We start from the raw sequence: 26,738 nt of genomic DNA, 5'->3' as shown, positions 1-26,738 counted from the left end.
CGGGGGGCGCTTCGGAGCCCGTTCGACGACGGGCGCCGCCGAGCCGCCTCGGAAGGGCGGTGGCGGCCGGCACCTCAGTACGTCCAGCGCTGCGCCTTCGAGACGAGGAAGTCGCGGAACGCCTGAACGCGGGCGACCGTGCGCATCTCCTCGGCGTAGACGAGATAGCTCTCCAGCGTCGGCATCTCGCTGTCGCGCAGCACCTGGACGAGGTGGTCGTCGCCGTCGACCGCGTAGTCCGGCAGGATGCCGATGCCGGCGCCGGTCTCCATCGCCCGCTGCAGCGCGCCGATGTTGTTGACGGTGAAGGCGACCGGGCGGCGCTCGCGGCCCTCGCGGCCGACATTGGCGAGCCAGTGCGCCGCCAGCAGGTAGGACGGCTCGTTGCCGCCGAAGGAGACGAGGCGGTGCTCGTCGAGGTCCTCGACGGTCTTGGGCTCGCCGAACCGCTTGACGTAATCTTGGCTGGCGAAGGCGTGGTAGTGCACCGTGAACAGCCGGCGCTGGATCAGGTCGGGCTGGGCCGGCCGGCGCATGCGGATCGCGACGTCGGCCTCGCGCATGGCGAGGTCGAGCTCCTCGTTGGTCAGGATCAGCTCGATCCGCACGTCCGGGTAGAGGTCGAGGAATTCGGCGACGCGCTGGGCGAGCCACGCGGTGCCCAGCCCCACGGTGGTGGTTACCTTGAGGTCGCCCGACGGCCGCTCGCTGGTCTCGACGAGGCGGGCGCGGGTGTTCTCCAGCCGGAGCTTCATGTCGCGCGCGGCGCGGAACAGAAGGTCGCCCTGCTCGGTCAGGATCAGGCCGCGGGCGTGGCGGTGGAACAGGGGCGCCTTCAGCTCGCGCTCCAGGGCGCTGATCTGGCGGCTCACCGCGGATTGGCTCAGGCCGATGTCGTCGCCGGCACGGGTGAAGCTGCCGGCTTCCGCGACGTTGAGGAAGATCCGGATCTTGTCCCAATCCACGGCGAGACTCCCTCACGCACCCAGACGACGCCGAGGCACGCGCGCCCCATTCCGGCCACCCGCGCCGTCGACCGACGCGGGCGTTTCCCGGCCCCGCTGCGACGCATCGGACCCGGCTGCGGTCGAACGGGCCCGGCCTCGTCGCGACGCCCGTCACTCATGCGTCCTGAGCATGGTCACGCGCAAGGCGCCGCAAAAAGAAAATGTTGACAGATCCTCGGCGCGGGGCCGAACCGCGCAGTCCTCACCCGCCTGAACGGGGATTCGGGCCGGTGGACGAGCTCGCGCCTACTCGGCGGCGGCCTGTCGCGGGCTCTCGCCGATGTCGAGGTTGGCGAGGTACTTCTCCGCTTCCAGCGCAGCCATGCAGCCCATGCCGGCCGCGGTGATCGCCTGGCGGTAGACGTCGTCGGTGACGTCGCCGGCCGCGAACACGCCGGGAATCTCGGTCTCGGCGGTGCCGGGGCGGACGCTGAGGTAGCCGCCGTGGCGCATCGCGAGCTGGCCCTCGAACACCTCGGTCGCCGGCTTGTGGCCGATCGCGACGAACACGCCGTCGACCGGCACCGCGCTGGCCTCGCCGGTGCGGGTGTCCTTGAGGCGCAGGTGCGTCACCGACGGCGCGGGCGTGGTGGTGCCGCAGATCTCGTCGATCTCGCGGTTCCACAGCACCTCGACGTTCGGATGCTTGAACAGGCGCTCCTGCAGGATGCGCTCGGCGCGGAAGCTGTCCCGGCGGTGGATCACCGTGACCTTCGAGGCGAGGTTGGCGAGGTACAGGGCCTCCTCGACGGCCGTGTTGCCGCCGCCGACCACCGCCACCGGCTTGCCGCGGAAGAAGAAGCCGTCGCAGGTGGCGCAGGCCGAGACGCCCCCGCCCTGGAACTTGGCCTCCGACGGCAGGCCGAGCCACTTCGCCTGGGCGCCGGTGGCGATGATCAGCGCGTCGCAGGAATAGGTCTCGCCGGAATCGGCCTCGAGCCGGAACGGGCGCACCTTGAGGTCGACCTTGGTGATGTACTCCGACAGGATCGTGGTGCCGACATGCTCGGCCTGGAGCCGCATCTGCTCCATCAGCCACGGCCCCTGGATCGCCTCGGCGAAGCCCGGATAGTTCTCGACGTCGGTGGTGATCATCAGCTGGCCGCCGGGCTGGAAGCCCGAGATCAGCAGCGGCTGCACCATGGCGCGGGCCGCGTAGATCGCGGCCGTGTAACCGGCCGGCCCCGAACCGACGATGATCAGCCTGGAATGGGTGTGGGCCATGACGTCCTCGAATCCCTCGCTCTAAGCCTCGGCGGCGTGCCGGCCGGCCGGCAGACCGCCCTGTGCCGCCCGGAAGGCGGCGTAGCCGTCGGCGAGCGCCTGGGCGATCACCGGCGTGGCGTTGATCGGCTTGTAGGCCAGCGGCTCCAACCGCCCGGTAAACGGCCGCAAGGCGCCGGCCATCGCCAGCCCCGCGAACATCCGCCGGTGGCGGATATAGGTACGCGGCAGGTCGAACAGCAGGACCGGCGCGCCGGTGGACACCGCCTCGCTGACCATGTTCGCCGAATCGGAGGTGACCACCACTGCGTCGGCCAGCGCCAGCATCGCCACGTAGGGGTTGTCGCTGCCGCCGTCCCAGAGGAAGCCGCCGGTCTCCGAGACGAGGGTGCGGATCGCGTCGCGCAGGGGGGCCGGCGTGCGGCGCGAGACGGTGACCATCAGCCGGCAGCCCGAGCCGGCGAGCTTGCGCAGGTCGTCGACCAGGCGCTGCATGTCGAGGGCGCGATAGCTCAGGTGCCGGCTGTCCCCACCGATCAGCACCGCGACCCGCGGCCCGTCGAGCGCCGTCAGCCGGGGGTCCGGCCGCGCGCGGGCGGCCGCGATCCGCTCGGCGGTGACGAGGTGCGGCGCGGTCAGCGTGGTGAAGACGTTGGGGCCGCGCAGGTCGTCGTAGTCGGGCACCCAGATGAAGTCGGCGCTGTCGTGCCCGGTGCGCGGGTCCTTCAGGAAGGCGGTGAAGGTGCGTCCCGGCGCGGCCCGGCGCATCGCGCGGAGATAAGGCACCGCGCGCCGCCCGGAGGCGATCAGGATGTCGGGATAGGGCCCGGCCAGCGCGCCGCGGCTGCGATACGGGCCCTGGCGCGGGTCGATCGGCCCCCACGGCGCCGTCCAGCCGAACGGGCCGCGCGACGGCACCCGGCGGATCTCGTAGGACAGGCGAAGGGTCTCGGCGATGCCGACGCACTGGTTCTCGTCGCCGGCCTTGCCGTCGGTGACGATCCAGGCGCGGGCGCCGGAAAGCGCCGGGGCGGCGTGCGTCTCGGAGGGGGGGATCACGTCAGTCGACGGGCAGGTTGCGGACGAGCCAGTCGGCGTAGATGTCGGCGATGGCGGTCACGCGGCGGCGCTCGGATTGCGGATCGTACCACGCCCCGCCGAAGCTCGAGGGGGTGGCGGTGAGCTGCGGATGGCGCCCGAGGATCGCGCCGTCGCGGGCGACCAGCAGCGCCTCGCCGTCGAGGTAGTCGTTCTGCGAGCCGCCCCCGAAGCCGGAGCGGCCGCTGTTGTTGCCGCCGGCGTAGGGCCGCAGCGAGAAGCCGCGGACCAGGACCACGAGGCTCGGGCCGCAGCCGCCGAGGCGGGCCGCGAAGCGGCTGCGCAGGGCCGCGGTCAGGTCGGCGCGCAGCGCCTCGGCCTCTGCCCCGGCGCCGAGCGCCACGAGCGGGCGAACGTCGACGCGGACGTCGGAGAAGCGGTCGCCCCGCAGGCTCGGAAAATCGCCGGCCGAGGCCGGGGCGGCGACGGCCGAAGCGGTCACGGCCAGGGCGGTCACGGCCGGTGCGGCCAGAGCCGGGTGGGCCAGCAGCCCGGCGATCCAGCGTCGCGCCATCCGCACCGGTCAGCCCCCGTACCGGATGCCGACGACCTCGTAGGACTTGCCGCCGCCAGGCGTCGTCACCTCGACGGAATCGCCGACGCCCTTGCCGATCAGCGCCCGCGCGATCGGCGAGGTGATCGAGACCCGGCCCGAATGCACGTCGGCCTCGGGCTCGCCGACGATCTGGTAGGTCTTCTCTTCCTCGGTATCGTCATCGACGAGCTTCACGGTCGCGCCGAACTTGATCTTGTCGCCCGAGAGCTTGGTGACGTCGATGATCTCGGCGCGCGCGATCAGGCTCTCCAGCTCGAGCACGCGGCCCTCGTTGTGGGACTGCGCCTCCTTGGCGGCGTGATACTCGGCGTTCTCGGAGAGGTCGCCGTGCGCGCGCGCCTCGGAGATCGCCGCGACGATGCGCGGGCGCTCCACCTGCTGGCGGTGCTTCAGCTCCTCTTCCATGGCTGCGAAGCCACGCACCGTGATCGGAACCTTGTCTATCGCCATCGTCTCGCGCCACAATGAAGAGGCCCGGCCGGACGCGGGGATGCCGCGCCCTCCGGGCCAGATTCCAAAACCTGTCCGAGCGCAGGGTCCGCGATCGGTCAGAAACGTCGTGTCGCCGCCCGGCTTCAGGCTGCGAAGTATTCCTGCAGGGCGCGGACCCGAAGGTCACCTTCGAGATAGGCCTGAATGCCCTCGGCCGCCGCCATCGCTCCGGCCAGAGTGGTGTAGTACGGCACCTTATGCAAGAGGGCCGCCCGGCGGAGCGAGCGCGAGTCCGACAGCGCGCCGGCCCCCTCGGTGGTGTTCAGGACGAGCTGGATGTCACCGTTCTTGATCGAGTCGACCACGTGCGGCCGGCCTTCGAGCACCTTGTTCACCCGGTCGCAGGCGACGCCGTTCTCGACGAGGTAGCGCTGGGTGCCACCGGTCGCCACGATCGCGAAGCCGAGCCCGGCCAGCAGCCGGATCGAGGGCAGGATGCGCGCCTTGTCGCCGTCGCGCACCGAGACGAACACCGTCCCCGAGCGCGGCACCTTGGTGCCCGAGCCGAGCTGGCTCTTGGCGAAGGCGACGCCGAAGCCGGCATCGAGCCCGATGACCTCGCCGGTGGAGCGCATCTCAGGCCCGAGCAGCACGTCGACGCCGGGGAAGCGCGCGAACGGGAACACCGCCTCCTTCACCGCGATGTGGTTGAGGACCTTCTTCTTCAGCCCGAACGCGGCCAGGGCCTCGCCAGCCATGACCCGGGCGGCGATCTTGGCGATCGGCTCGCCGATCACCTTGGCGACGAACGGCACCGTGCGGGACGCGCGCGGGTTCACCTCCAGCACGTAGATCGTGCCGTCCTTGATCGCGTACTGCACGTTCATCAGGCCGCCGACCCTCAGCGCCAGCGCCATCGCCTTGGTCTGGCGCTCCAGCTCGGCGATGATCTCGGGCGAGAGCGAGCGCGAGGGCAGCGAGCAGGCCGAGTCGCCGGAATGGATGCCGGCCTCCTCGATGTGCTCCATGATCCCGGCGATGAACACGTCGGTGCCGTCGCAGACCGCGTCGACGTCGATCTCGACCGCATCCGACAGGTAGCGGTCGAACAGCAGCGGGTTCTTGCCGAGCACCGTGTTGATCTGGCCGGTCTTGTCGTTGGGGTAGCGCGACTTGACCTCGGACGGGATCAGGCTCGGCAGGGTGTCGAGCAGGTAGTCGGCGAACTGGGTCTCGTCGCGGATGATCGCCATGGCGCGGCCGCCGAGCACGTAGCTCGGGCGCACCACGAAGGGCAGGCCGAGGTCGGCCGCGACCATCCGGCCCTGCTCGACCGAGTAGGCGATGCCGTTCTTGGGCTGCTTCATCCCGAGCTTGTCGAGGAGCCGCTTGAACTGGTCGCGGTCCTCGGCGAGGTCGATCGCGTCCGGCGAGGTGCCGAGGATCGGCACGCCGGCGGCTTCGAGCGCGCGGGCGAGCTTCAGCGGGGTCTGGCCGCCGAACTGGACGATGACCCCGTGCAGGGTGCCGTTCTGCCGCTCGGTCTCGATGATCTCGAGCACGTCCTCCTGCGTCAGCGGCTCGAAGTAGAGCCGGTCGGAGGTGTCGTAATCGGTCGAGACCGTCTCCGGGTTGCAGTTGACCATGATGGTCTCGTAGCCCGCCTCCGACAGCGCGTAGCAGGCGTGGCAGCAGCAATAGTCGAACTCGATGCCCTGGCCGATCCGGTTCGGGCCGCCGCCGAGGATGATGACCTTCCTGGCCGCGGTCGGCTGGGCCTCGTCGGCGACCGTGCCGGCGAAGGGGGCGACGTAGGTCGAGTACATGTAGGCGGTCGGCGCCTTGAACTCGGCGGCGCAGGTGTCGATCCGCTTGAACACCGGCCGCACCTTCAGCGCGCGGCGCGCCTCGCGCACCGACGGCTCGTCGGTTCCGGCGAGGACGGCCAGGCGCGCGTCGGAGAAGCCCGCGGCCTTGAGCTGGCGGAACGCGCCCGGCGTCGCCGGCAGGCCGTGCGCCTTGACCCGGTTCTCCAGGTCGATGATGCCCTGCAGCTGCTCCAGGAACCACGGGTCGATCTTGCACGAGGCGTGGACCTCCGCATGGCTCACCCCGAGGCGCAACGCCTGCGCGACGTTGAGCAGCCGGTCCGGCGTCGGCGTGCCGATCGCCGCCTTGATCGCGTTGTGGTCGTCGCCCTTGCCGAGCCCCTCGATCTCGATCTCGTCGAGGCCGGTGAGCCCGGTCTCGAGGGAGCGCAGGGCCTTCTGCAGCGATTCGGCGAAGCACCGGCCGATCGCCATCGCCTCGCCGACCGACTTCATCGCGGTGGTCAGCGTCGGCTCGGCGCCGGGGAACTTCTCGAACGCGAAGCGGGGGATCTTGGTGACGACGTAGTCGATCGTCGGCTCGAACGAGGCCGGGGTCGCGCCGCCGGTGATGTCGTTGGCGATCTCGTCGAGGGTGTAGCCGACGGCCAGCTTGGCCGCGACCTTGGCGATCGGGAAGCCGGTGGCCTTCGACGCCAGCGCCGAGGAGCGCGACACGCGCGGGTTCATCTCGATGACGATCATCCGGCCGGTGGCCGGGTCGATGGCGAACTGCACGTTCGAGCCGCCGGTCTCGACGCCGATCTCGCGCAGCACCGCGAGGGATGCGTCGCGCATCACCTGGTATTCCTTGTCGGTCAGCGTCAGCGCCGGCGCGACGGTGATGGAATCGCCGGTGTGGACGCCCATCGGGTCGATGTTCTCGATCGAGCAGACGATGATGCAGTTGTCCGCCTTGTCGCGGACGACCTCCATCTCGTACTCCTTCCAGCCGAGCACCGATTCCTCGATCAGCACCTCGTTGGTCGGCGACGCGTCGATGCCGCGCTCGACGATGTCGAGGAATTCCTCGCGGTTGTAGGCGATGCCGCCGCCGGTGCCGCCCATGGTGAAGGACGGCCGGATGATCGCCGGCAGGCCGACCTCGGCGAGCGCGATCAGGGCCTGGCCCAGCGCGTGCTCGATGTAGCGCTTGCGCCGGTCGCCCTCGCCCGCATGCCAGGTCTTCTCGAAGGCGGCGACCGCCGAGTCCCGGTCGGCACCCGCAGGCCACTGCGCCTCGATGCGGGCGATCTCGGCGAGGCGCCTGTCGCGGTCGGCCTTCTTCGGCACCGAGGCGTTGGCGAGCTCCGATTTCGGCGTCTCGAGGCCGATCTTGGTCATCGCGTCGCGGAAGAGATGGCGGTCCTCGGCCTTGTCGATGGCCTCGGCCGTCGCGCCGATCATCTGCACGCCGTACTTCTCCAGCACGCCCATGCGCTGGAGCGAGAGCGCGCAGTTCAGCGCGGTCTGGCCGCCCATGGTCGGCAGGATCGCGTCCGGCCGCTCCTTCTCGATGATCTTGGCGACGATCTCCGGGGTGATCGGCTCGACGTAGGTCGCATCCGCCATGTCCGGGTCGGTCATGATGGTGGCCGGGTTCGAGTTGACCAGCACGATCCGGTAGCCCTCCTCGCGGAGCGCCTTGCAGGCCTGGGTGCCGGAATAGTCGAACTCGCAGGCCTGCCCGATGATGATCGGCCCCGCACCGACGATGAGGATCGAGGAGATATCGGTGCGCTTCGGCATCGGACGCCTTGGATGCGCTCACGCGTGCCCGACCGCGCAGCCCGGCTCTCGGGGCGGCGCGGATGGGCGCAGGCGGCGGGATTGTCGTTGAGACCCGCGTCTACACGCAGCCGGAGGCGTTTGAAAGGGCGTGTGCACGCATGGTTGGGCCGTCCCGAAACCGGGGACGCGTTTCCGACCCGGCCGGGATGGGTTCAAGCCCTCTCAACGCTCGACCGTATGATGCGCCCCCCCTCCCGCACGCGGGAAGAGGGATCGCTTGGCTGTCGAAGCAGGAGCGGAGAAACCGCCCTGCTCGCGTCAGAGGCCGGCGTAGAGCGCGGCGACGGCGCGGTCGATCGAGAGGTAGAACACGCCGAAGGCGACCAGCGCCGCGACCGCGAACTCCATGGCGACGCTCGGAAGCGTCTGCGAGCGGCGGATCACCTCGCGGCCGAAGACCAGCGAGACCCAGGCCAGCGTCAGCAGCGCCGGCATCACGAACAGGTAGGAGACCGTGCTCTCGATATGGTCGAGGCCGTTGGCCGGGTCGAGGATCGCGCGGATGTTGCGCACCCACGGCGCGTAGCAGGCGGCGTAGAGCGTGGTCAGCCACGACAGGCCGACGGCGACCCCGAGATGGAAGCTGAAGATGCGGTGCAGACGGGAGAAGTCGTCGCGCGCGTCGTCGAAGGTCATTCGTCAGCCCCGTTCATCGTCGAGATCGGCCCGGCGACGATCGTTGCGGCGTCGTCGTTAACGGGCGGTTGACGACGGGATGGGGGACGATCCTGTGTTTTGTGTGACGCCGGGCCCCAGGCCCGGCGCCCAAATCGTGGCAGTCCCGGTCTAGCCGACGCCCTCGAACAGCGCCGAGGAGATGTAGCGCTCGGCGAACGAGCACGCGACCGTGACGATGCGCTTGCCCTTGAACTCCGGCCGGCTCGCCAGCTCCAGCGCCGCCGCGACGTTGCCGCCGGTGGAGATGCCGCCGGGGATGCCCTCGAGGCGGGCGAGCTCGCGGGCGGTCTCGAACGCCTGCTGGTTCGAGACGGTGATCACGCCGTCGACGATCGCGCGGTCGAGGTTGTCCGGGATGAAGCCGGCGCCGATGCCCTGGATCTTGTGCGGCCCCGGCTGCCCGCCGGAGATGACCGGCGAATCCGTCGGCTCGACCGCGAACACCTTCAGGTTCGGCAGGCGCGGCTTCAGCACCGAGCCGACGCCGGTGATCGTCCCGCCGGTGCCGACGCCGGCCACGAACGCGTCGAGCTGGCCGTCGGTGTCGTTCCAGATCTCTTCCGCCGTCGTCTTGCGGTGGATCTCCGGGTTGGCGGGGTTCGAGAATTGCTGCGGCATCACCGAGCCGGGGATCTCGCCGAGCAGCTCCTCGGCCTTGGCGATGGCGCCCTTCATGCCCTGCGGGCCGGGCGTCAGCGCCAGCTCGGCGCCGAGGAAGGCCAGCATCTTGCGGCGCTCGAGCGACATCGTCTCGGGCATCACCAGGATCAGGCGGTAGCCGCGGGCGGCGGCCACGAACGCCAGCGCGATGCCGGTGTTGCCGGAGGTGGGCTCGACCAGGGTGCCGCCGAGCTTCAGCTTGCCCGAGGCCTCCAGCGCGTCGATCATGTTGACGCCGATGCGGTCCTTCACGCTGGCGATCGGGTTGAAGAACTCGAGCTTCAGCAGGATCTCGGCGTCGATGCCGCGCGCCTGCGGCAGGCGGTTCAGGCGGACGAGCGGCGTGTTGCCGATCGTCTCGGTGATCGAGCCGTAGACGCGGCCATGGCCGGGCTTGCGGGCTGGGGTCTCGACAGATGCCATGGTCGCGAATCTCCGAAGGACGCTCAGGTGACGGCGCGCCGGGCCGCCCGCGCGGGGGCGGGACCGGGCGTTTCCGGAGCCGGGATATCGCGTGCGGCGGGCGGGGGCAATCGGGCCAAGTGCCGGATACGGCGATCGTTTTCTCCCGCGGCGGCGTGCCTCGCCGAAGCGTGGAAGATCGCTTCTGCGCGCCCGGCGATACGGGGAAGATCGTTCTTCGCCGGCCGGGTCGCGGCGGCTGCGTCAGCGGCCGCCGAGCGCGAGAAGGAGGCCGAGGAGCGGCACGGCGGCTGCGATCCAGGCCGCGCCGGGGTGGAAGCTCGGCGGCGCGACGTAGCGGGAGGCGTCGTGCACGCCCGCGCGGAGGGTCGCTCGCCCGAGACCGATCTTTGCCGTCATGCGCCCCTCCGACCGTGAACCGGATCGAAGAAGGCGCGGGGGCGTCTCAAGGCCTGGTGAATCGGGCCCGGCCGCGTGGAAGCGTGGTCAACGGCGCCTTAAAGCGCGCGGTCGAACTTCAGCTCGCCGTTGGGGCTCTTCAGCACGAGCTGCGAGCCGACCATGTCCCACTGCGCCGCCGTGCGGAGCGCCACGAAGTAAGCCTGCTCGGTCGCCTGGAGGCTCTTGTCGCAGGACTTCTTGGTGAGGGCGAGCGGGCCGACCGCGAGGTGCTGCTCCTTGAGCGGGAAGGCGGTCGCCGCGAAGGTGTTGCAGCCGCCGTAGCCGCGGGCGCGGTACTGCTTGTCGATGATGAAGCTCGGCCGGTCGGTGCCGCCGAACGGCTTGCCGTTGATGCTCACCGCGGTCCAGGTCGAGTCCAGCGGAAACACCTTCTCGGTCTGCTTGGCGCCGGGGATGTACTGCTCTTTCTTGTCCTCGCCGCCGGGCCGGCGGTTGCCCTTGCCGAAGCCGCTGATCGAATTCTGCGCCCTCGTCTCGGTCGCCGTGGTGAGAACCAGCGCACCGGCGGCGCAGGCCAGAGCGGCGATCAGCATCGGTTTCATGGTACGCCCCTTGTCCCTCGTTTCCGGTGCGCCACCCTCGGGATGCCTTGCAGACATTCGGGAGCCCGTGCCTGGGCCCGTGGCGGCGCGCGGAAGCGCCAATGCGATAGGATTTCAGCACAATTGTGGTCAAGGCGGCCGCAGGCGGGCTTTTGTCGGCGTCCCGCGCGAAGTTCGCCGGCCCGTCCGCAGGATTCGGGGCCGTTCGCGAGAACTCTGAAACGATCCGCGTTCCGCTCCGTTGTCACGCACCGGATGGCGGTCGGCCAGATCGGCGAATCGAGGAGAGTTCGGCTTGGCGGGATCTGACGAAGGTGGGCAGAGCGGCGCTGCCCCGAGGCCGTTGAGCCCGGTCCAGTCGCGGGCGGCGCGGGGGCTGCTCGGCTGGTCCGAGGCGGACCTGGCCGCCAAGGCCGGGCTCGATGCGGGCTTCGTGCGCGACTTCGAGGCCGGCACCGGCGATCCGCCCTCGGGCCAGGTCGAGGTCCTGCGCAGCGCCCTGATGACGGCCGGCGTCGCCTTCAGCGAGGACGGCAGCTCCGGCGTCCGGCTCACGCAGACCGGCGGCGAGGGCACCCGGCTCGACGCCCTGACCACCGAGAACGACCGCTGACCCGGACGCGGGGGCGCCGTCGGCCCCCGCGCTCCCGTGCCGCCTATGCAGCGACACCGCGTCGGCTCAGGATCGCACGATCCGAGGGCGCGGGGTGCGGGCGATGGCGGACCACAAGGCCGAGCTCCGCGAGACCCTGCGCAAGATGGAGGTCGCGACCGGCGAGGCGGCCGCGGCCTGCCTTCCGCGCCTCGTGGCGCGGCTGCGCCACCACGAGACCCGGCTTCCCGGTCATCCGCTGATCCGCCCGTGGCGACGCTGGCGCATCCGCCGCCTCGCCGATGCTGTCGAGGAGGCGCGCTGGCACGTTGAGCAGGGGCGGCTCGCCCGGATGGGCGGGCTGTCCGGCCGCCGCTAGGCCGATCTTGCGGACAGGGCCGCCGCTCGTGCAAAGGGATGCCACGAGTGCGCCGCACCATCCGGAGACAACGCCCGTGACCGCAGACAACCCGCGCCGGCCCGACCACGCGGTCGATCCAATCTTCGTCGATCGCCGCTCCCCCCGCCTGTTCACCGGCGAGGCGGTGCCCGAGGCGGAGCTGATGCGGATGTTCGAGGCGGCGCGCTGGTCGCCCTCCTCCTACAATTCTCAGCCCTGGCGCTTCCTCTACGCTCTGCGCGACGACGCGAACTGGGAGACGTTCTACGGCCTGATCCTGCCGGGCAACCAGAAATGGGCAATTGGCACCGGCGCACTGGTGTTCCTCGTCTCCAGCGAGCGCATGAAGGTCGGCGACGAGCTCAAGCCGGCGGGGAGCCATGCGCTCGATGCCGGCGCCGCCTCGCTCGCCTTCCAGCTCCAGGCCAACCGCCAGGGCTGGCACGTCCACGGCATGGGCGGCTTCGACCGCGCGCGGGCGCCGGGCGTGCTCAACGTGCCGGAGCACCACACCATCCAGGCCGCCTACGGCGTCGGCCGCGCGGTGGCGCCGGAACACCTCGACGACGAGCAGCGTGCCAAGGAGGCCCATAACGGCCGGCGCCCGATCACCGACTTCGTCTTCTCCGGCGGCTTCCCCGCGACCGGCGGCTAGACGCGGGTGGACGCGCCCGAGGCCGGCTTCCGCTGGGACATCCCGGCCCGGTACAACATCGGCGTCGACGTCTGCGACCGCTGGGGCACCGCCGAGCCGGAACGCCCGGCGATCCTGGAGGTCGCCGCCGACGGCACCGTCGCGACCACGACGTTCGGGCGGCTTCGCACGGACTCGGATCGGCTCGCCGGAGCGCTCGCCGGCCGCGGGATCGGCCCGGGCGACCGCGTCGCGGTGCTGCTGCCGCAATCGGCCGCCGTGATGGTGGCGCACGCCGCCGCCTACAAGCTCGGCGCCATCGCGCTGCCGCTGGCCGGCCTGTTCGGCCCGGAGGCGCTGGCCTACCGCCTCGCCGACTCCGGCGCCCGCGCCTGCATCACCGACGCGGCCGGGCTGGCCAAGCTCGAGCCGATCCGCGGGCAGCTGCCGGAGCTGTCCCTGCTGGTCTCGGTCGACGGCGCCTCGGGCGACGCGCCCGGCCTCGCCGACCTGCTCGCGGCCGCCGCACCCGACTTCTCGGCCCACGACACCGGCCCCGACGACCCGGCGTTGATGATCTACACCTCCGGCACCACGGGACAGGCGAAGGGCGCCCTGCACGGGCACCGGGTGCTGCTCGGCCACCTGCCCGGCTTCGACCGGATGCATGCCTTTCCGCCGCGCCCCGGCGACCTGATGTGGACGCCCTCGGACTGGGCCTGGGCCGGCGGCCTGCTCAACGTGCTGATGCCGGCGCTGCGCCACGGCGTGCCGGTGGTGGCCCGCGCCGCCCGGTTCGAGGCCGACGCCGCCTTCCGGCTGATCGAGCGCTTACGGATCACCAACGCCTTCCTCGCGCCGACCGCCCTGCGGATGCTGCGCGCGGTCGAGGCGCCGCGCACGCGCTACGACCTCTCGTCGCTGCGCAACGTCGCCTCGGCCGGCGAGGCGCTCGGCGCCGACACCTATCGCTGGGCGGAGGACGCGCTCGGGCTCGCCGTCGGCGAGGCCTACGGGCAGACCGAATGCAACCTCGTGCTCGCGGCCGCGCCGGCGGAAGGGATCGGCCGGGCGGGCTCGGCCGGCAAGCCGGTGCCGGGCCACCGCGTCGCGATCCTGCGGCCCGACGGCAGCGAGGCCGGCACGGACGAGCCGGGCGAGATCGCCGTCGCCCGCCCCGATCCGGTGATGTTCCTGCGCTACTGGAACCAGCCCGAGGCGACCGCGCGCAAGTTTTCCGGCGACTGGATGCTCACCGGCGACCAGGCCCGGCGCGACGCGGACGGCTACGTCCACTTCGTCGGCCGCGACGACGACCTGATCACCTCGGCGGCCTACCGGATCGGCCCCGCTGAGATCGAGGCCTGCCTGTGCGCCCACCCGGCCGTGGCGCTCGCCGCCGCGGTCGGCAAGCCCGATCCGCTGCGCACGGAGATCGTGAAGGCCTTCCTCGTCCTGCGCCCGGGCTACGCCGCCTCGCCGGCGCTCGCCGACGAGATCCAGGCCTTCGTGCGCACGCGGCTCTCGGCCCACGAGTACCCGCGCGAGATCGCCTTTCGCGACGCCCTGCCGATGACCACCACCGGCAAGATCATCCGCCGGGCGCTGCGCGACGCGGAGTGAGGCGGATGGCCTCCCTCCCCCCTCTGCGGGGGAGGGTGGGCCTCGCGTCAGCGAGGGTCGGGAGAGGGGAGCGACCTCTCTGGACAGCGCGCTCCCCTCTCCCGACCCGCTTCGCGGGCCACCATCCCCCGCAGAGGGGGGAGGGAAGAGCCCTGTCGAGACTTCAGCGGCTTCCCCGGACGGGGTTTCGCCTCACACGAACAGCTGCTCGCCCTGCAGGTCCTTGTACAGCCCCGCCACCTGCTCGCCGTAGCCGTTGTAGATCAGCGTCGGGACGCGGGTGTCGGTGCCGAGCACGCGCTCGCTCGCCTGGCTCCAGCGCGGGTGCGGCACCGCCGGGTTGACGTTGGCCCAGAAGCCGTACTCGGACGGGCCGAGCGCCTCCCAGAAGGTCTTCGGCCGCTCGGCCACGAACGAGACCTTCACGATCGACTTGATCGACTTGAACCCGTACTTCCACGGCAGCGCGAGGCGGATCGGCGCGCCGAACTGGTTCGGCAGCGCCTTGCCGTAGATGCCGGTGGCGACGAAGGCGAGGTCGTTGCCGGCCTCCGCCATCGTCAGCCCCTCGACGTAAGGCCACGGGTAGAAGGTGCGCTGGCCCGGCGCCATCTTGCGGTCGAGGAAGGTCGTCAGCTGGACGTACTTCGCCCCCGAGGCGGGCTTGGCCAGCGCCACGAGCTTGGACAGCGGGAAACCGGTCCACGGCACCGCCATCGACCACGCCTCGACGCAACGGTGGCGGTAGAGCCGCTCCTCCAGCCCGATCTTGCGGATCAGGTCCTCGACGCCGAGCTCGAACGGCTTCTCGACGAGGCCGTCGATCTTGATCGTCCATGGGCTGGTCTTGAGCGCGTCGGCGGCCGGCAGCACGGTCTTCGAGGTGCCGAACTCGTAGAAGTTGTTGTAGTCGCCGCTGAAGGCCTCCGGCGTCAGCGGGCGGTCGAGGGCGTAGGCGTCGTTGCGCTTGGCCGGATAGGGCCCCGTGTCGGCGAAGGCCCGCCCGCCCAGCATCGCCGCCGCGGCGAGCCCGGCGGAGCCGCCAAGCAGCGCCCGCCGGTCGAGGAACACGGATTCCGGGGTAACGAGGTGCTCGGGAATCTCCCAGCCGCGCAACCGCTTGATCAGCATCGTCGTCTCCGCACTGTCCTGCCCGCCACGTGTCGCGACCGTCCCCTCGAGGGGCCGGTGGACCGCTGCGCGCGTCTTGTTCGCCGTCTACGGCGGAGGGGTTACCTCCGTTTCGGATCCGGTCGGCGGCGCTTCGTCGCGGAGCATCCGGCGCAGGACCTTGCCGACGTTGGTCTTCGGCAGGCTCTGGTGCAGCACGACCCTGCGCGGCACCTTGTAGCCGGTGAGCTGGGTCCGGGCATGCGCGCGGATCGCCTCGGCGGTGAGCGCGGGGTCGCGCAGGACGACGTGGGCCACCACCATCTCGCCGGTCTCGGCGTGGGGCGCGCCGACCACGGCGCATTCGAGCACGCCGGGATGGGCCGACAGCACGTCCTCGACCTCGTTCGGGTAGACGTTGAAGCCGGAGACGAGGATCATGTCCTTCATCCGGTCGACGATCCGCACCTGCCCGTCCGCCTCCATCACGGCGATGTCGCCCGTGCGGAAGAACCCGTCCGCGGTGGTCGCCGCGGCGGTCTCGTCGGGGCGCTTCCAGTAGCCCTTCATCACCTGCGGCCCGTGCACGCAGATCTCGCCGGGGGTGCCGGCGGGCACCGGCATCCCGTCCGAGCCGCGGATCGACACGTCGGTCGAGGGCAGCGGATAGCCGATCGTGCCGGACCACGCCGCGAGGCGATACGGGTTGACGCAGACCACCGGCGAGGTCTCCGATAGGCCGTAGCCCTCGATGATGGTCTTGCCGGTGATCGCCTTCCAGCGCGCGGCGACCGCGCTCTGCACCGCCATGCCGCCGGCTACCACGTAGTCGAGCTGCGAGAAGTCGACCGTGCCGATCTTCGGGTGGTTGTTCAGCAGGTTGAAGAGCGTGTTGACGCCGGAGAAGTGAGTGAACCGGGTCCTCGACAGCGTCCTCACGAAGCCGTCGCCGTCGCGCGGGTTCGGGATCAGGAGGCAGCTCCCGCCGGTGCGCATGAAGAAGAAGAAGCAGCAGGTCAGCGCGAAGATGTGATACAGCGGCAGCGCCGTGACCATCACCCGGCCGGGCTCGTCGAGGCCCTCGAACCAGACCTCGCTCTGGACGACGTTCACCATGATGTTGCGGTGGGTCAGCATCGCCGCCTTGGCGACGCCGGTGGTGCCGCCGGTGTATTGCAGGAAGGCGAGGTCGTCCTGCGTCACGGCGGCCTTCGGCGCCGTCAGCCCCCTGCCCTGGCGCATTACCGCATCGAGCCGCACCGCCTTGCCCGCCGGCAGGACGAAGGCCGGCACAGCCTTCTTCAGGTGGCGGGAGGCCAGGTCGATCACCCGGCCCTTGAGCCCGAGGCCGTCGCCCGGACCGGCGAGCACCACGCGGTCGAGGGCGATCCCGGGCAGCGCCTCGGCGACGGTGTGGGCGAAGTTCTCGAGCACGAACAGGATGCGGGCGCCGGAATCGTTGAGCTGCGCCGACAGCTCGCGCGGCGTGTAGAGCGGGTTGATGTTCACCACCGTGCCGCCGGCGACCAGCACCCCGAAGATCGCCACCGCGTAGGCCGGCACGTTCGGCATCATGATCGCGACGCGGTCGCCCTTGGCGAGGCCCTGGGCGGCGAGCCACGCGGCGACGGCACGACTGGCGCTCCCGAGCGCGGCATAGGTCATCGAGGAGCCGAAGCACGTCAGCGCCGGCCGGTCGGCGAAGCGCGCCGTGCTGGTCTCGAACAGGTCGACGAGGGTGCCGAGGCTGTCGGCGTCGATCTCCGCCGGCATGCCCGGCGGGTAGGCGGCGAGCCATGGGCGCGGTGCCCGGCTGTCCTGGATCACGGCGTTTCTCCATCGCGCGCGGCATTCGCGGCCACGCTTATCGGCTTTGTGCGTTCGCTCCCCTTGGCCCGGACTGTGGGGGATCGCTCCGCCCGCGGCAAGCAAGCGCCGGCGCCGAGGGTCCGCCGCGGCTGACAGCGCGGCCGTTATGGTGCGGCGATGCGGGTGCGCAGGCGGAAGGCCGAGACGACGGCGTGCGGCAGGGCGGCCGCCATGACCAGGAGCGCGGCGATGCCGGCCTCCCGCGCGGTGAACGCCCGGTGCGGCCACGGCCCCGCGCCCTCGCTCCTCGCGAGCCCGAGCAGGGCGGCGGCGAACCATAGGGAAAGGACGCTGCAGAAGGCCAGCCCGATGCGGGCGCGCCAGCCGTCGCGCGGGCGGAGGCGCCCGCTGGCGAGCCAGCCGAACAGGCCGAGGATCGCGCCGAAGGCGATCGCCCCGACCGCGGCCCCGAGGGCGTAGGCGAGCCAGAGCGGCTGGCCGGTCAGGAACGCCATGCTGCCGCTGCCGTAGGCGCCGCGCAGGATCACGCCGCCGAAGGTCGGGTACGACCCGGCCGCCAGCAGCGCCGCGATCCCGACGGCGCACCAGGCGACGCGGCGCGGCAACCCGGCCGGCCCCGGCGCCGCGGCCGTCGCGACGAGGCGGGCGACGCCGTAGACCAGGGCGAAGGCGAACAGGGGATAGCTGTCGAGGAAGAACCCGTAGGCGCGCGGCGCCAGCCAATCCGGCAGGTCGGAGCGCTGGCTGATCCCGGCCGCGGCGACGAGACCGAGGCAGAGCAACGCCGCCGCCACGGGTGCGGCCGCGAGGGTTGTCCTGCGCATCGGGCGCTCCGCCGTGACGCGGCCGGGCCGCTACTTCGCCTCGTAGTGGTCGCGCACCAGCCGGTCCAGCAGGCGCACGCCCCAGCCGGCGCCCCAGCTCTTGTTGATCTCGCTCGCGGTCGAGGACATGCCGACGCCCGCGATGTCGAGATGCGCCCACGGCACGTCGTTGACGTAGCGCTTGATGAAGGCCGCCGCCGTCGCGGCGCCGCCGTGGCGGCCGCCGGTGTTCTTCATGTCGGCGAACTTCGAGTCGATCGCCTTGTCGTAGGCGGGGATGAGCGGCATCCGCCAGACCTTCTCGCCGACCGCCTCGCCGGTGGCGTGGATCTTCGCCGCCAGGTCGTCGTCGTTCGAGAACAGGCCGGCGATGTCCTGGCCCAGCGCCACGATGATCGCGCCGGTGAGCGTGGCGAGGTCGATCATGAACTTCGGCTTGTAGGCGCCCTGCACGTGCCAGATCACGTCGGCGAGGACGAGGCGGCCTTCCGCGTCGGTGTTGATCACCTCGATGGTCTGGCCCGACATCGAGGTGACGATGTCGGACGGCCGGTAGGAGGCGCCGTCGGGCATGTTCTCGACGATGCCGATGGCGCCGACCACGTTGACCCGCGCCTTGCGGGCGGCGAGCGCGTGCAGGGTGCCGACGACGGCGGCCGCGCCGCCCATGTCGCCCTTCATGTCCTCCATGCCGCCGGCCGACTTGATCGAGATGCCGCCGGAATCGAACACCACGCCCTTGCCGATGAAGGCCACCGGCGCCTCGCCGGCCGGGCCGCCGTTCCAGCGCATCACCACGACCCGCGGCTCGCGCACCGAGCCCTGCGCCACGGCCAGCAGCGCGCCCATGCCGAGCTCGCGCATCCGGGCCGGCTCCAGCACCTCGACCTCGACGCCGAGCCTGGTCAGCTCGGAGGCGCGACGGGCGAACTCTTCCGGCGTCAGGACGTTCGGCGGCTCGTTGATCAGGTCGCGGGCCAGCGTCACGCCCTCGGCGACGGCGGTACTCGCCTGCGCCGCGGCCTCGGCCTCGGCGTGGCCGGCGAGCATCAAGGTCAGCGTGGTCGCGGCCTTGGTGTCCTCGGCGTCGGGCTTCTTCTTGGTCTTGTAGCGGTCGAAGCCGTAGCTGCGCAGGCGCGCGCCGAGGGCGAAGTCGGCGGCGTTCGCCGCCGCGATCGCGGCGTTCGGCCAGTCGAGCACCACGCGGGCTTCGCGGCCCGAGACCTTGCCCGCGGTGAAGCCGCCGAGGACCGGCCAGTCGATCTTGGCGCGGTCCTTGTCGGTGCCGAGGCCGACCACCACCAGCCGATCGGCGTCGACGCCGGCCGGCGCCGGCAGCACCAGCGCGCTCGAGGCCCGCGCCTTGAACTTCTCGCTGCCGGCGGCGCGGGCGATCAGGTCGATGCCGCCCTGGCCGAGCGCATCCCGCGCGCCCGCGCCGAGCACGAGGTCGTCGCCGACGAACACCACGAGGTCCCCGGATCCGCCCCGGCCGAGGGGGGCGAAATGGATGGTGATGCCGTCCGACATGGCGTTGCCTTCTGCCCTGTTCCGCTGTCACGAGCGTGCTCGACAGCCGCACGCCCATCGGTGCCCTGTGTAGCCGGTGAGGCGGAGAACGCAACGCGACCCGGGCGCCCTCGAAAGGCCCCAGTTCACGCGCCATCGGAAAGGACGGCCGGGCGATCCGGCGACGGGGCCCCAGACCGTGCGGCCGGGCGCGGCGACGGGCGGGCATGGCGGAAGTAGGGGTTCGATGACGCAGATCGCGCGCTACATCTTCCGCATCGCGCTCGGGGCCTTCCTCGCCTGCCTCGTCGGCCTCACCGGCACGATCTGGGTGACGCAGGCGCTGCGCGAGCTCGACCTGATCACGGCCAAGGGCCAGACCGTGCTGGTCTTCCTGTTCATCACCGGCCTGTCGCTGCCGACCCTCGTCGTTGTGATCGCGCCGGTGGCCCTGTTCATCGCCGTCGTCTACGCGCTCAACCGCCTCAACGGCGATTCCGAGCTGATCGTGATGTCGGCGGCCGGGATGAAGCCGCGCGCGATCCTGCGGCCGTTCCTCACGCTGGCCTTCGCGGTGAGCGCGCTGGTCGGGTTCGTGACCATCGTGGTGATGCCGGCGAGCTTCCAGGAGCTGCGCGACGTGATCACCCGCGTGCGCGGCGACTTCATCGCCAACGTCGTCAAGGAAGGGCAGTTCACCCAGCTCGACAACGGCATCACCTTCCACTTCCGCGAGCGCGGCCCCGGCGGCGCCCTGCTCGGCCTGTTCATCCAGGACCGGCGCGAAGCCGGCAAGACCAAGGTCTACCTTGCCGAGCGCGGCAACGCGATCGACGTGGACGGCGGCAGCTACCTCGCCCTGCAGAACGGCAGCGTGCACCAGCAGCAGAAGGATTCGCGGGACAGCTCGATCCTGACCTTCGAGCGCTACACGATCGACCTCGCGGCCTTCGCGCCGCCCGACGGCGACACGGTGTACAAGCCGCGCGAGCGCTCGACCGCGCAGCTGCTCTTCCCCGACAAGACCGAGGGCTACTTCCAGCTGCAGAAGGGCCGCTTCCGCGCCGAGCTGCACGACCGGCTCTCGGCCTGGCTCTACCCGCTCGCCCTGGTCTTCATCGCGTTCGCGGCGCTCGGCGACCCGCGCACCACCCGACAGGGCCGGGCCGGCGCGGTCGCGAGCGCGGTCATCGCGGTCATCGCCCTGCGCATCGCCGGCTTCACCGCGACCAGCGCGGCGACCCGCAGCGCCGGGGCGGTGGCGGCGATCTACGCGGTGCCGCTGCTGGCGATCGCGCTGTCGTCGCTGATCATCTTCCAGGGCCCGGCGGTGCGCGCCCTCAACGGCCGCCTCGCGGCCGCCGTGCGGGGGCGGTTCCGCGCGCCCCGCCTCGCCGCCGGCTGAAACCGCATGCTGATCGGGTTCACCCTCGGGCGCTACTTCGCGGCCCGCTTCGCGCGCACCGTGCTCGGCGTGTTCATCACGGTGTTCGCGCTGGTCTACACCCTCGATTTCGTGGAGCTGCTGCGCCGCGCCGGCGACGCGGAGGGCGCGTCCACAGGTTTGATGGCCCAGCTCTCGCTCTACCGCACGCCCGCGGTGGCCGAGGGCGTGCTGCCCTTCGCCGTGCTGTTCGGCTCGATGGCGGCCATGCTCCAGCTCTCGCGCAAGCTCGAGCTGGTGGTGGCGCGCGCCGCCGGGATCTCGGCCTGGCAGTTCCTGCAGCCGGGCTTCTTCGTCGCCCTGGCGCTCGGCGCCTTCACGGTCGGGGTCTACAACCCGGTCTCGGCGATGATGAAGCAGCGCTCGACCGAGATCGAGGCGAAGATCTTCGCCAAGTCGACCAAGGCGTCCTCGGGCAAGGACCTGTGGATCCGCCAGAAGAGCCTCGACGGCGGCGCGATCATCCGCGCCGAGACCGCGATCGAGGGCACGACGACGCTGGCCGGCGTGCAGGTCTTCACCTTCGACGATGCCTGCCTGTTCGTCTCGCAGATCGTCGCCGCGCGGGCGAGCCTGCACGACGGCTACTGGGAGCTGACCGACACCCGGGTGCTGACGCCGGGCAGCCCGCCGGAGGCCTTCGGCACCTACCTCATCGCCTCGACCCTCGATCCGAGCCAGGTGCGCCAGCGCTTCACCCCCCCGGAATCCGTGCCTTTCTGGCAACTACCCGACACCATCGCACGCACCGAGCGGGCCGGGTTGGATGCGACCCGCTACCGTCTCCAGTATGATGTGCTGTGGGCCCGGCCGATCCTCTTCCTGGCCATGGTCCTGGTGGCGGCAACCGTTTCCTTACGGTTCTTCCGCTTTGGTGGTGTGGGAAAGCTGGTGCTCGGAGGGGTCGCCGCGGGGTTCGCCCTGTACGTCGCCCGCCAGGTGATGGAAGGCCTCGGAGCCTCCGGGATCGTCGCGGCGCCGGTGGCGGCGTGGTTCCCGGCCGTGGTAGGAAGCCTTCTCGGTACGCTCACGCTTCTGTACCAGGAAGACGGCTGACGCCCGCTCTCCGGAGCGGGCACGGGAGACGGACGTGAACGGAAACGTGGCGGCGGGCGTCAGCGGAGTTGGGACAGGCGTTGCGTAAGGTCGCCGACATCGCGAAGGTCCTCGGGCTGCTGGCGCTGCTCTGCGCCGGCACGTCCGTCGGCGGTGCCGTGCCCGCGGGCGCCCAGGGCCTGCCGGGCGGCAAGCCGGTCGCCGGCAAGCCCGTGGCCGGCAAGCCCGGCGACAAGCTCCTCGTCGAGGCCGACGAGCTGATCTACGACAACGACAAGAACACCGTCACGGCGCGCGGCAACGCCGAGCTGCATTACGGCCCGCGCACGCTGCAGGCCGACCGCGTCCGCTACGACCGGGCCTCGAGCCGCGTCTTCGCCGAGGGCAACGTCCGCCTGACCGACCAGGACGGCGCCGTCGTCACCGGCGAGAAGATGGAGCTCACCGACGACTTCAAGAGCGGTTTCATCGACAGCCTGCGCATCCAGCAGACCGTGGAGCGCAAGGGCGAGACCATCCGCACGCGCTTCTCGTCGCCGCGCGGCGAGCGGCTGGAAGGCGAGCAGACCAGCTTCGATTCCGGCACCTACACCGCCTGCGAGCCGTGCCGCGACCACCCGGAGAAGCCGCCGCTGTGGCAGGTGCGCGCCGCCAAGATCATCCACAACAACGAGACCCACACGATCTACTTCGAGGACTCGACCGTCGAGATCGCCGGGATCCCGGTCGCCTACCTGCCGTATTTCGAGTCCGCCGACCCGACGGTGAAGCGCCAGAGCGGCTTCCTGACCCCGCGCTTCATCAACACGACGGCGCTCGGCACCGGCCTGACGGTGCCGTACTTCTTCAACCTCGCGCCGGATTACGACCTGACGCTGTCGCCGTCCTTCCTGAGCCGCCAGGGCGTGCTCGGGCAGGGCGAGTTCCGCCAGCGCCTCGACAACGGCAGCTACAACCTGCGAGTCTCGGGCATCTTCCAGACGACCCCCTCGGCCTTCCTGCCGGGACCGATCGGCGCGGGCGACCGCGACTTCCGCGGCTCGATCGAATCGAAGGGCCGGTTCTACATCAACGACCGCTGGCGCACCGGCTGGGACCTCGTCGGCGTGACCGACAAGTGGTTCCTCGACAACTACCGCATCCGCAACCAGTCGATCACGACGGACTACTTCCGCGAGGCGGTATCGACCGCGTACCTCACCGGCCAGGGCGATCGCTCGTACTTCGAGATGCGCGGCTACTACTTCAAGGGCCTGTCGAGCTTCGATTGGCAGAAGGAGCAGCCGCTGGTCCTGCCGGTGATCGACTACGACAAGCGCATCAACGGCCCGGGCGAGCTCGGCGGCGAGGTCCGCTTCCAGGCCAACATCACCAGCCTGACCCGCGAGGCGACGGACTTCCAGGGCCTGCCGCGCACCGGCACCTACCTGTTCAGCCCGAGCGTCAACGGCATCAGCTACCCGCTCTACGAGACCTGCACGACCTTCAACCGCAACACCTGCCTGGTGCGGGGCCTGGCCGGCACGGACACCCGCGCCTCGGCCCAGCTCTCCTGGCGCCGGACCTTCATCGACGACCTCGGCCAGGCGATCACGCCGTTTGCGTACCTGCGCACCGACGCGTTCTTCGTGAACCCGAGCCTGTCGGGTTACCAGAATGCCCTGGTGCCGCAGATCGCCTCCGTCGACGACGGCTTCTCCGGCCGGGTGATGCCGGCGGTCGGCATCGACTACCGCTATCCGTTCGTCAGCGATTTCGGGCCGCTCGGCGTCCACACCCTGGAGCCGATCGCCCAGGTCATCGCACGCCCCTCCGAGACCCGGATCGGCCACCTGCCGAACGAGGACGCGCAGAGCCTCGTCTTCGACGACACCTCGCTGTTCCAGTGGGACAAGTTCTCCGGCTACGACCGGGTCGAGGGCGGTGTGCGCACCAACCTCGGCGCGCAGTACTCGGTCGTCACCGCCTCGGGCTGGTACGCGAACGCGATGTTCGGCGAGTCGATCCAGCTCGCCGGCGTCAACTCGTTCCGCCGCGGCGACATCGCCAATGTCGGCCTCGATTCCGGCCTGGAGAGCACCGCCTCCGACTTCGTGGGCCGCTTCCAGGTCTCGCCGAACCAGAACATCAGCCTGATCACCCGCGCTCGCTTCGACCACGCGGACTTCAAGGTGAACCGCTTCGAGACCGGCGTCACCGCGCGCTTCGCGCCGTTCCTGCCGCTGTCGCTGTCGGCGTTCTACTCGTACTACGAGGCGCAGCCGCTGCTCGGCTTCAGCCATCGCCGCGAGGGCATCACCGCGACGGCGACCTACAACATCACCCCGAACTGGTTCGTCACCGGCTCGGCGCTCGTCGACCTGACGCACTACCTCGACACGCGGACGCTCTATTCCGAGGCGCTGGCGAGCTACATCGCCAACCCGGTCGGCACCCTGCCGACCTACCAGAACCCGGGCCGGTTCTACCTGTCGGGCATGAGCGTCGGCGCCGGCTACCAGGACGAGTGCACCACGGTGTCGCTGAACTACATCGTCTCGCCGATCGCCACCGTGACCGGCGTCGCCGAGCGCAACCAGACCGTGCTGCTGCGCGTCGAGCTCAAGACCCTCGGCGAGGCCGACCTGCGCCAGAACGTCGGCACCGCCACCACCGCGGACGGCATCGCCTCGGCGCACTGAGCGCGGGAGCGGGTCGCGGCGGCGCGGGCGGCCTGCTAAGGCAGGCCTCCCCGCCGCGAAACCCCGCCGACCCCGATGCTCCCCCTCGCCCTGACGCTCGGAGACCCCGCCGGGATCGGACCGGAACTGGCGCTGGCGGCCTGGCTCGCCAGCACGCCGCGCGATCCGCTCCCCGCCTTCTTCCTCGTGGCCGACCCGGCCTTCGTCGAGCGGACCGCCAACCGGCTCGGCCTGCCCGTGCCGGTGGCCGAGATCGACCCCGAGACGGCGGCCGAGGTGTTTCCCCGCGCGCTCCCAGTGGTGGCGCTGCCGAGCGGCAGCGAGACCGAAGCCGAGCCGGGCGTCCCAGATTCGGTCACGGCCGGGGCGACGATCGAGTCGATCACCGCCGCCGTCGGATTCGTCCGCGCGGGCCGGGCCAGCGCGGTGGTGACCAACCCGATCGCCAAGTTCGTGCTGACGCGGGCGGGCTTCGCCCATCCCGGCCACACCGAGTTCCTGGCGGCGCTCGCGGTCGCGCCCGGCCGCACCCCGCCGCGCCCGGTGATGATGATCTGGAGCGAGACGCTGGCGGTCGTGCCGGTGACGATCCACGTGCCGTTGCGCGACGTGCCGGGCCTGCTGACGCAGGATCTCGTGGTCGAGACCGCCCGCATCGTCGCCCGGGATCTCGCCGAGCGCTTCGGGCACGAAGCGCCGCGTCTGGTGCTGGCCGGCCTCAACCCGCATGCGGGCGAATCCGGCACGATCGGCCACGAGGACCGCGACGTGCTGGCACCGGCGGTGGCGCGGTTGCGTGCCGAGGGCATCGACATCCGCGGGCCGCTGCCGGCCGACACCCTGTTCCACGCGCGGGCGCGGCAGACCTACGACGTGGCGCTCTGCCCGACCCACGACCAGGCGCTGATCCCGGTGAAGACCATCGCCTTCGACGACGGCGTCAACGTCACCCTCGGGCTGCCCTTCGTGCGCACCTCGCCGGACCACGGCACCGCCTTCGACATCGCCGGCAAGGGCCTCGCCCGCCCCGACAGCCTGATCGCCGCGATCCGTCTGGCCGACCGCCTCGCCCGCACCGCCGCGGCGCGGGCCGGCGGCGCGGGCCGCACCGCCGACGTGATCCCGCTCAACGCCTATGCCGGCCGCCCCCGCTCCGCCCCGGCCGCGCATTTCGATGCGGAGGACGAGCTGTGAGCATCGTTTTTCGAAACGCCGAACGCCCCTTCCCTCCCCCCTCTGCGGGGGAGGGTGGCCCGCGAAGCGGGTCGGGAGAGGGGAACGCCGTATCCGGACAACGCGCTCCCCTCTCCCGACCCTCGCTAACGCGAGGCCCACCCCCCCCCGCAGAGGGGGGAGGGAGACGCGGGCACCTGAGCCGTGTCGGCGCACACCTGGACTCACGCTCCTCATGACCGCCCCCGACGGCCTGCCCCCCTTGCGCGAGGTGGTGGCGCGGCATGGGCTGGAGCCGAAGAAGGCGCTCGGCCAGAACTTCCTGTACGACCTCAACCTCACCGGGCGGATCGCCCGCGCGGCCGGCCCGCTCGCGGGCGTGACCGTGCTGGAGGTCGGGCCGGGGCCCGGCGGGCTGACGCGGGCGCTGCTCGCCGAGGGCGCCGCGCGGGTGATCGCGGTCGAGCGCGATCCCCGCGCCCTGCCGGCCCTGGCCGAGATCGCGGCGCACCATCCCGGGCGGCTGACGGTCGTCGACGCCGACGCCCTGGCCTTCGACCCGCGGCCGCTGATCGGCGACGGGCCGGCGCGGATCGTGGCGAACCTGCCCTACAACGTCGGCACCGCCCTGCTCACCGGCTGGCTCGACGGCGAGGCCTGGCCGCCGTGGTGGGATTCCGCCACGCTGATGTTCCAGCGCGAGGTCGCCGAGCGCATCGTCGCCGACGAGTCGGAGCGGGCCGATTACGGCCGCCTCGGCGTGCTGTGCGGCTGGCGCACGCAGAGCGACATCCTGTTCGACGTGGCGCCCTCCGCCTTCGTGCCGCCGCCGAAGGTGACCTCGAGCGTCGTGCGCATCGTCCCACGCGCCGACCCGCTGCCCTGCCGGGCGGGCGCGCTAGAGGCGGTGACGCGCGCGGCCTTCGGGCAGCGCCGCAAGATGCTGCGCCAGAGCCTGAAGGGGCTGACGCCGGAGCCCATCGCCCTGCTCGCGGAGGCCGGCATCGCCGAGACCGCGCGGGCCGAGGAGGTGCCGGTGGCCGGCTTCGTCCGGCTCGCCAACCTGTGGGACGCGCATAGAAAGGCCGGCGCCCCGTGAGGGACGCCGGCCGGTTTCGTCG

The 26,738-nt window shown here is 71.3% G+C and carries 23 protein-coding genes; 9 read left to right on the top strand and 14 right to left on the bottom strand.

All coding sequences use genetic code 11. The features are described from left to right. Positions 1-74 precede the first annotated feature (74 nt). The 10 genes from MKK64_RS08010 to MKK64_RS07965 all read right to left on the bottom strand — a co-directional run bounded on the left by MKK64_RS08010 (position 75) and on the right by MKK64_RS07965 (position 10,741). Positions 75-965: a LysR family transcriptional regulator gene (locus tag MKK64_RS08010; RefSeq protein ID WP_147727817.1), complete on the bottom strand. Its 891-nt coding sequence runs from the start codon at positions 963-965 to the stop codon at positions 75-77. A gap of 288 nt (positions 966-1,253) precedes the next feature. After that, positions 1,254-2,231, bottom strand: a complete 978-nt coding sequence (gene trxB / locus MKK64_RS08005; protein ID WP_147727818.1) for a thioredoxin-disulfide reductase — start codon at positions 2,229-2,231, stop codon at positions 1,254-1,256. A gap of 21 nt (positions 2,232-2,252) precedes the next feature. Further along, positions 2,253-3,290: a mitochondrial fission ELM1 family protein gene (locus MKK64_RS08000; protein WP_243933326.1), complete on the bottom strand. Its 1,038-nt coding sequence runs from the start codon at positions 3,288-3,290 to the stop codon at positions 2,253-2,255. A gap of 1 nt (position 3,291) precedes the next feature. Then, on the bottom strand, positions 3,292-3,843 hold the full coding sequence (locus MKK64_RS07995) for a hypothetical protein (RefSeq protein WP_243933324.1): 552 nt from the start codon (positions 3,841-3,843) through the stop codon (positions 3,292-3,294). Positions 3,844-3,852: 9 nt separating this feature from the next. Further along, positions 3,853-4,329, bottom strand: a complete 477-nt coding sequence (greA, locus tag MKK64_RS07990) for a transcription elongation factor GreA (protein ID WP_187274882.1) — start codon at positions 4,327-4,329, stop codon at positions 3,853-3,855. 131 nt (positions 4,330-4,460) lie between these two features. Further along, on the bottom strand, positions 4,461-7,934 hold the full coding sequence (gene carB / locus MKK64_RS07985) for a carbamoyl-phosphate synthase large subunit (RefSeq protein WP_243933322.1): 3,474 nt from the start codon (positions 7,932-7,934) through the stop codon (positions 4,461-4,463). A gap of 300 nt (positions 7,935-8,234) precedes the next feature. After that, positions 8,235-8,612 (bottom strand): hypothetical protein, encoded by a 378-nt coding sequence (locus MKK64_RS07980; protein WP_147727012.1) that lies wholly within the window; start codon positions 8,610-8,612, stop codon positions 8,235-8,237. 150 nt (positions 8,613-8,762) lie between these two features. Further along, on the bottom strand, positions 8,763-9,737 hold the full coding sequence (cysK, locus tag MKK64_RS07975) for a cysteine synthase A (RefSeq protein WP_243933315.1): 975 nt from the start codon (positions 9,735-9,737) through the stop codon (positions 8,763-8,765). A gap of 243 nt (positions 9,738-9,980) precedes the next feature. Next, positions 9,981-10,136, bottom strand: a complete 156-nt coding sequence (locus MKK64_RS07970) for a hypothetical protein (protein WP_243933313.1) — start codon at positions 10,134-10,136, stop codon at positions 9,981-9,983. A 98-nt stretch (positions 10,137-10,234) separates the two neighbouring features. Beyond that, positions 10,235-10,741 carry an META domain-containing protein gene (locus MKK64_RS07965; RefSeq protein ID WP_147727014.1) on the bottom strand — a complete coding sequence of 169 codons (507 nt, stop codon included), beginning with the start codon at positions 10,739-10,741 and terminating at the stop codon, positions 10,235-10,237. A gap of 343 nt (positions 10,742-11,084) precedes the next feature. On the opposite strand from MKK64_RS07965, the gene MKK64_RS07960 reads away from it, so the two are divergent. From MKK64_RS07960 to MKK64_RS07945, 4 genes are all read left to right on the top strand, one after another. After that, entirely contained in the window at positions 11,085-11,354 is a 270-nt protein-coding gene (locus tag MKK64_RS07960; RefSeq protein ID WP_147841634.1) for a multiprotein-bridging factor 1 family protein, read from the top strand. Between the two features lie 103 nt (positions 11,355-11,457). Next, the gene (locus MKK64_RS07955; RefSeq protein ID WP_147729894.1) at positions 11,458-11,712 is read left to right on the top strand and encodes a hypothetical protein; all 255 of its coding nucleotides are present in this window, start codon (positions 11,458-11,460) and stop codon (positions 11,710-11,712) included. Positions 11,713-11,788: 76 nt separating this feature from the next. Next, entirely contained in the window at positions 11,789-12,388 is a 600-nt protein-coding gene (locus tag MKK64_RS07950) for a nitroreductase family protein (protein WP_243933311.1), read from the top strand. A 6-nt stretch (positions 12,389-12,394) separates the two neighbouring features. After that, positions 12,395-13,990, top strand: a complete 1,596-nt coding sequence (locus MKK64_RS07945; protein ID WP_243933303.1) for an AMP-binding protein — start codon at positions 12,395-12,397, stop codon at positions 13,988-13,990. 192 nt (positions 13,991-14,182) lie between these two features. Here the strand turns inward: MKK64_RS07945 and msrP are convergent, their stop codons facing one another. The 4 genes from msrP to MKK64_RS07925 all read right to left on the bottom strand — a co-directional run bounded on the left by msrP (position 14,183) and on the right by MKK64_RS07925 (position 19,284). Further along, a complete protein-coding gene (gene msrP, locus MKK64_RS07940) occupies positions 14,183-15,121 on the bottom strand; it encodes a protein-methionine-sulfoxide reductase catalytic subunit MsrP (protein ID WP_243933301.1) in 939 nt (312 codons plus the stop codon). A gap of 87 nt (positions 15,122-15,208) precedes the next feature. After that, positions 15,209-16,927 (bottom strand): AMP-binding protein, encoded by a 1,719-nt coding sequence (locus MKK64_RS07935; RefSeq protein ID WP_243933288.1) that lies wholly within the window; start codon positions 16,925-16,927, stop codon positions 15,209-15,211. Between the two features lie 146 nt (positions 16,928-17,073). Further along, positions 17,074-17,754: a hypothetical protein gene (locus MKK64_RS07930; protein WP_243933286.1), complete on the bottom strand. Its 681-nt coding sequence runs from the start codon at positions 17,752-17,754 to the stop codon at positions 17,074-17,076. Positions 17,755-17,784: 30 nt separating this feature from the next. Continuing rightward, on the bottom strand, positions 17,785-19,284 hold the full coding sequence (locus MKK64_RS07925) for a leucyl aminopeptidase (protein WP_243933284.1): 1,500 nt from the start codon (positions 19,282-19,284) through the stop codon (positions 17,785-17,787). A 226-nt stretch (positions 19,285-19,510) separates the two neighbouring features. On the opposite strand from MKK64_RS07925, the gene lptF reads away from it, so the two are divergent. The 5 genes from lptF (at position 19,511) to rsmA (ending at position 26,716) form a co-directional block, all read left to right on the top strand. Beyond that, complete coding sequence (lptF, locus tag MKK64_RS07920) at positions 19,511-20,668, top strand: LPS export ABC transporter permease LptF (RefSeq protein WP_147841627.1); 1,158 nt, start codon at positions 19,511-19,513, stop codon at positions 20,666-20,668. Positions 20,669-20,674: 6 nt separating this feature from the next. Next, positions 20,675-21,763 carry an LPS export ABC transporter permease LptG gene (lptG, locus tag MKK64_RS07915; RefSeq protein ID WP_243933275.1) on the top strand — a complete coding sequence of 363 codons (1,089 nt, stop codon included), beginning with the start codon at positions 20,675-20,677 and terminating at the stop codon, positions 21,761-21,763. Between the two features lie 80 nt (positions 21,764-21,843). Then, on the top strand, positions 21,844-24,444 hold the full coding sequence (locus MKK64_RS07910) for an LPS-assembly protein LptD (RefSeq protein WP_147860262.1): 2,601 nt from the start codon (positions 21,844-21,846) through the stop codon (positions 24,442-24,444). Between the two features lie 75 nt (positions 24,445-24,519). Further along, a complete protein-coding gene (pdxA, locus tag MKK64_RS07905) occupies positions 24,520-25,638 on the top strand; it encodes a 4-hydroxythreonine-4-phosphate dehydrogenase PdxA (RefSeq protein ID WP_243933274.1) in 1,119 nt (372 codons plus the stop codon). A 214-nt stretch (positions 25,639-25,852) separates the two neighbouring features. After that, positions 25,853-26,716: a 16S rRNA (adenine(1518)-N(6)/adenine(1519)-N(6))-dimethyltransferase RsmA gene (rsmA, locus tag MKK64_RS07900; RefSeq protein WP_243933272.1), complete on the top strand. Its 864-nt coding sequence runs from the start codon at positions 25,853-25,855 to the stop codon at positions 26,714-26,716. Positions 26,717-26,738: the final 22 nt, after the last annotated feature.

Source organism: Methylobacterium sp. E-025 (assembly GCF_022829705.1).
GTDB lineage: Bacteria > Pseudomonadota > Alphaproteobacteria > Rhizobiales > Beijerinckiaceae > Methylobacterium.
Note: the sequence above shows the minus strand (reverse complement) of the source record. Positions and strands in the feature narration are given on the sequence as shown.

Excerpts from the sequence above, each read along its gene's own strand:
- MKK64_RS07965 (WP_147727014.1), bottom strand. The coding sequence starts at position 10,741 with ATGAAACCGATGCTGATCGCCGCTCTGGCCTGCGCCGCCGGTGCGCTG.
- cysK (WP_243933315.1), bottom strand. The coding sequence starts at position 9,737 with ATGGCATCTGTCGAGACCCCAGCCCGCAAGCCCGGCCATGGCCGCGTC.
- trxB (WP_147727818.1), bottom strand. The coding sequence starts at position 2,231 with ATGGCCCACACCCATTCCAGGCTGATCATCGTCGGTTCGGGGCCGGCC.
- MKK64_RS07930 (WP_243933286.1), bottom strand. The coding sequence starts at position 17,754 with ATGCGCAGGACAACCCTCGCGGCCGCACCCGTGGCGGCGGCGTTGCTC.
- pdxA (WP_243933274.1), top strand. The coding sequence starts at position 24,520 with ATGCTCCCCCTCGCCCTGACGCTCGGAGACCCCGCCGGGATCGGACCG.
- MKK64_RS07970 (WP_243933313.1), bottom strand. The coding sequence starts at position 10,136 with ATGACGGCAAAGATCGGTCTCGGGCGAGCGACCCTCCGCGCGGGCGTG.
- msrP (WP_243933301.1), bottom strand. The coding sequence starts at position 15,121 with ATGCTGATCAAGCGGTTGCGCGGCTGGGAGATTCCCGAGCACCTCGTT.
- MKK64_RS07980 (WP_147727012.1), bottom strand. The coding sequence starts at position 8,612 with ATGACCTTCGACGACGCGCGCGACGACTTCTCCCGTCTGCACCGCATC.
- MKK64_RS07955 (WP_147729894.1), top strand. The coding sequence starts at position 11,458 with ATGGCGGACCACAAGGCCGAGCTCCGCGAGACCCTGCGCAAGATGGAG.
- MKK64_RS07995 (WP_243933324.1), bottom strand. The coding sequence starts at position 3,843 with ATGGCGCGACGCTGGATCGCCGGGCTGCTGGCCCACCCGGCTCTGGCC.
- lptF (WP_147841627.1), top strand. The coding sequence starts at position 19,511 with ATGACGCAGATCGCGCGCTACATCTTCCGCATCGCGCTCGGGGCCTTC.
- MKK64_RS07925 (WP_243933284.1), bottom strand. The coding sequence starts at position 19,284 with ATGTCGGACGGCATCACCATCCATTTCGCCCCCCTCGGCCGGGGCGGA.
- carB (WP_243933322.1), bottom strand. The coding sequence starts at position 7,934 with ATGCCGAAGCGCACCGATATCTCCTCGATCCTCATCGTCGGTGCGGGG.
- rsmA (WP_243933272.1), top strand. The coding sequence starts at position 25,853 with ATGACCGCCCCCGACGGCCTGCCCCCCTTGCGCGAGGTGGTGGCGCGG.
- lptG (WP_243933275.1), top strand. The coding sequence starts at position 20,675 with ATGCTGATCGGGTTCACCCTCGGGCGCTACTTCGCGGCCCGCTTCGCG.